The organism is Mesorhizobium sp. M7D.F.Ca.US.004.03.1.1, assembly GCF_003998635.1.
Lineage (GTDB): Bacteria > Pseudomonadota > Alphaproteobacteria > Rhizobiales > Rhizobiaceae > Mesorhizobium > Mesorhizobium loti.
Genome location: NZ_RZQG01000520.1, coordinates 1 through 4,292 on the forward strand (window position 1 = coordinate 1; position 4,292 = coordinate 4,292).

Here is a 4,292-nt window from a genome sequence, read left to right on the forward strand (position 1 = left end):
AGCCCGTCGCGCAAGCTCGTCTGCGCCCGCCATCCAGTCTCGCTCTCAAAGCGCGAGGAATCCGCGAGCAAGGCGCGAACCTCCGAATTTTGCGGCCGCAAACGGTTTTCGTCGCGATGGACCGGTTTTTTTGAACCGCTCATTTCGAGGACAAGATCCAACACGTCAGAGATGGTCACGGCGCGTTGGCTGCCGGCATTGTAGGCGTGGCCGAATTCCAGGCCGGCCAAACCCGCGGTCAGGAATGCTGCCGCTGTGTCCTCGACAAAGGTCAGGTCGCGGATCGGACTCGTGTCGCCGACCATGATCGCCGGGCAATTCGGGTCGAGAGCCTGGCGGATGATGGTCGGCACGATGGCTCGCTCACTCTGACGCGGGCCATATGTGTTGAACGGCCGCAGGATGACAACGGGAACATCAAACGACTTCGCGTAGGACTCCGCCATCATGTCGGCGCCAATCTTGGATGCCGAATATGGCGACTGTCCGTGCAGTGGATGAGTTTCGCGGATAGGCATGGTCAGGGCGGTTCCATAAACCTCGCTCGTGGAGGTATGCACAACGCGCTCCGTCTCCCATTGACGCGCCGCTTCGAGGACGTTCACCGTGCCCAGGATGTTGGTTTCCACATAGGACTGGGCAGCCGCGTAGGAATATGGAATCGCAATCAGGGCGGCCAAATGAAATACGACGGTCTGACCACGCATGATCCGGTTCAGGAACGCGCTGTCGCGGACGTCACCGCGGACGAGCTTCAGCCGGCTTCGAATGCTGTCCGGAAGATCGTCCAGCCAGCCATGGCTGTCGAAGGAATTGTAGAGCGCTAGGGCCGTGACATCAGCCCCGTTGCAGACGAGCGCTTCGGTGAGATGCGACCCGATAAATCCGTCCGCGCCCGTCACCAGAACTTTCTTGCCATTGTAGCTCATGATTGCGCGTTCCTTGGCTGACCTGCGGTGCTCCCGTGTGGGTTTCAGACGTCAATCGGCGGCGATGGAGCCCAGCTGACAACCGCCAGAAAGCCGCGCGCCATCCACGCGATGTCTGAGGCGATGGTGCGCCGTGGATAATAGGAAAGGTCGATCCTGACCTTGGCGGGGAAGATGACCTCCCGGTAGAACAGAATCGGATCCACGGATCGAGGAAAGAAATGCGCCTCGTGGCGGAAAAGAATTTGGGCCGGGCCCAGCAGGCCAGGCTTGTATTGTAGAACGGCCTCGAGGCCGCCCCGAAAACAATCGGCGAAAGCCAGGCTCTCGGGGCGCGGACCGATGATCGCCATCTCGCCTTTGAGGACGTTCCACAACTGCGGCAGCTCGTCGAACTTTGTGGCGGCGAGGAACCGGCCGATCGTCGTCAGGCGGCTGTCGCCCATCACGGTCAGAGGGTGGCCATGGGGGCCGCAGCCCACACCGAACTTGCGGAATTTGTACATGCGGAAGGGCCGGCCACCAGCCCCCACGCGGGTCTGCAGGAACAAGACGGGACGGCCGCCTTCCAACAGAAGTGCCAGCGCGATCACCAGCATCAGTGGTGCAAATATGACGATCGCGAGACTTGCGACCGCGAGGTCGATAGAACGTCTTGCGAAGCCATGCGCGGAGCTTGAAACAGAAGGCCTGTGAAGGGATAGATCCGACGCATTCATGCCGCGGTTCCTGCTCTTGCGCAGCCGTCGAGCGCGGTTGCGAGAGCAGTCACAACCGCTTCGGCTACAGGTGAAGTGATCTGGGGATGCAGTGGAATTGTCAGCTCTCGCTGTGCAAAGTCCTCGGTGCGGGGCAAATTGGTGTTGGGAAAAAGCCTGCGGTAGAACGTCATCTGGTGCACTGGCGGATAGTGGATCGTGGTCTGGATCCCCTGCGTCCGCAGTTCGTCTATGATGGCCTGCCGCGTTGCGTAGCGCGGCAGGAGGATCGGCATGATGTGGTGGGCAGACGTGCGGGGTTCGGCGAACGGAATTGTCACAGCCGGGCAACGTTCAGCGATGAGGCGGCGGTATAAGACGGCCAGGATACGCCTGATTTCGTTCCACTCCTGCAGGTTCTCAAGTTGCACCAGCCCAATCGCCGCCCGCAGCTCATCCATGCGGTAGTTGAACCCAAGCATGGTGACATCATATTGCGGCGTACGGCTGTTCAACCGCTGATGTGTCCCGGTGGTCATCCCGTGTCCGCGGGCTTGCCGAATCCTGTCGAGGAGAGCCGGGTCACGAGCAATCACGGCGCCCCCTTCCGCCGTTGTCAGGTTCTTATTGCCGTAGAAGCTGAAGGCCGCGGCGGCGCCGAACGTGCCCACTTCCCTCAAGCCGGGGGCATGCGCGGCATCCTCGATGATATGCAGCCCTCGGGCACGGGCGAACCGTTGCCACTGTTCCCGATTGGCGAGATAGCCCGCGAAGTGAACGAGAATAACCGCCTTAGTGCGTAGCGTGCACCGAGTTTCAGCTTCCTCGATCGACATCAAGGGCACGTCGGTCGATTCGATATCGACAAAGACCGGGGTGGCCCCGACGTAGAGCACCGCATTGGCTGTCGCCACAAAGGTCAGTGAGGGAACCAGCACCTCGTCGCCAGGGCCGATCCCCAGTGCGTGCAGGATGAGATGAAGCGCGGCGGTGCACGAACCGACCGCAACGCAATCCTCCGCCCCATGGATGTCGGCAAAGGCCTCTTCGAAAGCTCGTACCCGCTCTCCCATGGTCAGCCAGCCGCTATCAATTACCTTTGAGAGGGCTAGCTTCTCCGGTACGCCTAATATCGGGGCGCTCACTAAGAGCATCTTGACCTCCTGAACCAATATCCGCCGACTCGGCCTCTAAATCCGGATCATGCTGCCGCGGCGGCGACTTCGATTGAAGTCGACTGGTCTTCCCAGGAAATCGCCTGTGCGTTCTGGAAGTCGTCCACGCGACCGATGTCGAGCCAGAGTCCGTCGTGCTTGTACACATGCACGGTCGTGCCGCCCTGCATCATCTGCAGCATCAGATCATCGAACCCGAACGGAATGCCGGAAGGAATGAACTTCAGAACATCCGGGTTCATGCAGTAAATTCCCATGCTGACGAGATGGGAGAGTGTCGGCTTTTCCCGGAAGAGCTGAACCGCATTGTCGATCTCGTCGATGACGCCGAAGTCCATCTTGATCAGTCGGCAGGCAGTCGCGATCGTGACCGGATCCTTATGCATGCGGTGCGAAGCCACAAAGCGGCTGAGGCTCAGATCGGTGAGAACATCGCCATTGAGCACGACAAACGTATCGTTCAGTTCATCTCTGATCAGCGAGAGAGGTCCGATGGTGCCGAGCGGCTCCATCTCCTGCGTATATCGGATCTTCAGATTCCACTGAGATCCGTCGCCGCAGACGCTGCGGATCAAATGGCCGAGATATCCGGTCGTGATATAAACCTCTTCTATGCCGTTGCGCCGCAGCCACTTCAGAAGCAGCTCGAGAACCGGCCGGGCTCCAATCGGCATCAAGGGCTTCGGCAAGACCGATGTAAAGGGCCGCAGGCGTGTCCCCATTCCACCACATTGAATCACCGCTTTCATCCGATCCTCCCAGTTCATTCAGCCCGGACATGATCGTCACGAGCAGGTGCCGAATGGTGCTCGGAGAGTCGCCCCCTCAAGCCAATCCGAACATCGCATGCTGAATGGTACGGCCACTCCGGATAAGCGTCGTCCTGCATTCGAATGGGAGTGATCCAACGCGTTTGTGGTATCAAACAAGCGATCAGGATCTGCTTGTGAGGTACACCCTGGTCCGGCAGGGCATCTCACGAAAGGTTTATAAAAAATAAATGAAGTCTATCGCTATTTAGGATACATATTAGCAAGTGATGATGTTTGTGGGCGGGACGTCGGTCCGTGCGTCTCAGGGTAGTGGAGTTTCAGCGGGCTGGTACACGCCCGGTTGCCAGACAGAGTAAGCGTTGTTGGGGTAGTGCAATGTATCGGATCGTCATCGCCGACGATCACGGGTTGTATCGTTTCGGTTTGCGGTTGGCACTGACGGCAGGCATTCCAGGTGTCGAAATATTCGACGCCGCGTGCTTCGATGCCGTGGTCAGTCTTCTGGAACAGCAAGCCTCGATCGATCTCGCGATTCTGGATCTGAACATGCCGGGCCTGTTCCATCAGGAATTGCTAGGCGACGTTCTGTCTGCCTATCCTAACACGCGCTTCGCGATCGTTTCAGCCGATGATTCACGCGCGGAGATCCTCAAGGCACTTTCGATCGGGCTTCACGGCTACATCGTAAAGTCACAGAAAGACGAGGAAGTCCTGTTC

The 4,292-nt window shown here is 58.9% G+C and carries 5 protein-coding genes; 1 reads left to right on the forward strand and 4 read right to left on the reverse strand.

Annotation, left to right across the window (positions count from 1 at the left end):
• From EN935_RS24375 to EN935_RS24390, 4 genes are all read right to left on the reverse strand, one after another.
• Positions 1 to 929 (reverse strand): SDR family NAD(P)-dependent oxidoreductase (locus EN935_RS24375; protein WP_127373685.1); only part of this gene is annotated, 929 nt, incomplete at its 3' end.
• Positions 930 to 973: 44 nt separating this feature from the next.
• Positions 974 to 1,648, reverse strand: coding sequence for a sugar transferase (locus tag EN935_RS24380; protein ID WP_109670887.1), 675 nt, complete (start codon positions 1,646 to 1,648; stop codon positions 974 to 976).
• Complete coding sequence (locus EN935_RS24385) at positions 1,645 to 2,781, reverse strand: DegT/DnrJ/EryC1/StrS family aminotransferase (RefSeq protein ID WP_126067744.1); 1,137 nt, start codon at positions 2,779 to 2,781, stop codon at positions 1,645 to 1,647. Before EN935_RS24385 ends, EN935_RS24380 begins: the two co-directional genes overlap by 4 nt.
• A 47-nt stretch (positions 2,782 to 2,828) precedes the next feature.
• Positions 2,829 to 3,551, reverse strand: a complete 723-nt coding sequence (locus EN935_RS24390) for an NDP-sugar synthase (protein WP_109671176.1) — start codon at positions 3,549 to 3,551, stop codon at positions 2,829 to 2,831.
• 399 nt (positions 3,552 to 3,950) lie between these two features.
• Here EN935_RS24390 and EN935_RS24395 point away from each other — a divergent pair.
• Positions 3,951 to 4,292: response regulator transcription factor (locus EN935_RS24395; RefSeq protein ID WP_164771307.1), on the forward strand; the 342-nt coding region annotated here is incomplete at its 3' end.

What these genes read in the sequence shown, in the direction of transcription:
- EN935_RS24380 (WP_109670887.1), bottom strand. Translation starts at nt 1,648, where the DNA reads ATGAATGCGTCGGATCTATCCCTTCACAGGCCTTCTGTTTCAAGCTCC.
- EN935_RS24385 (WP_126067744.1), bottom strand. Translation starts at nt 2,781, where the DNA reads ATGCTCTTAGTGAGCGCCCCGATATTAGGCGTACCGGAGAAGCTAGCC.
- EN935_RS24390 (WP_109671176.1), bottom strand. Translation starts at nt 3,551, where the DNA reads ATGAAAGCGGTGATTCAATGTGGTGGAATGGGGACACGCCTGCGGCCC.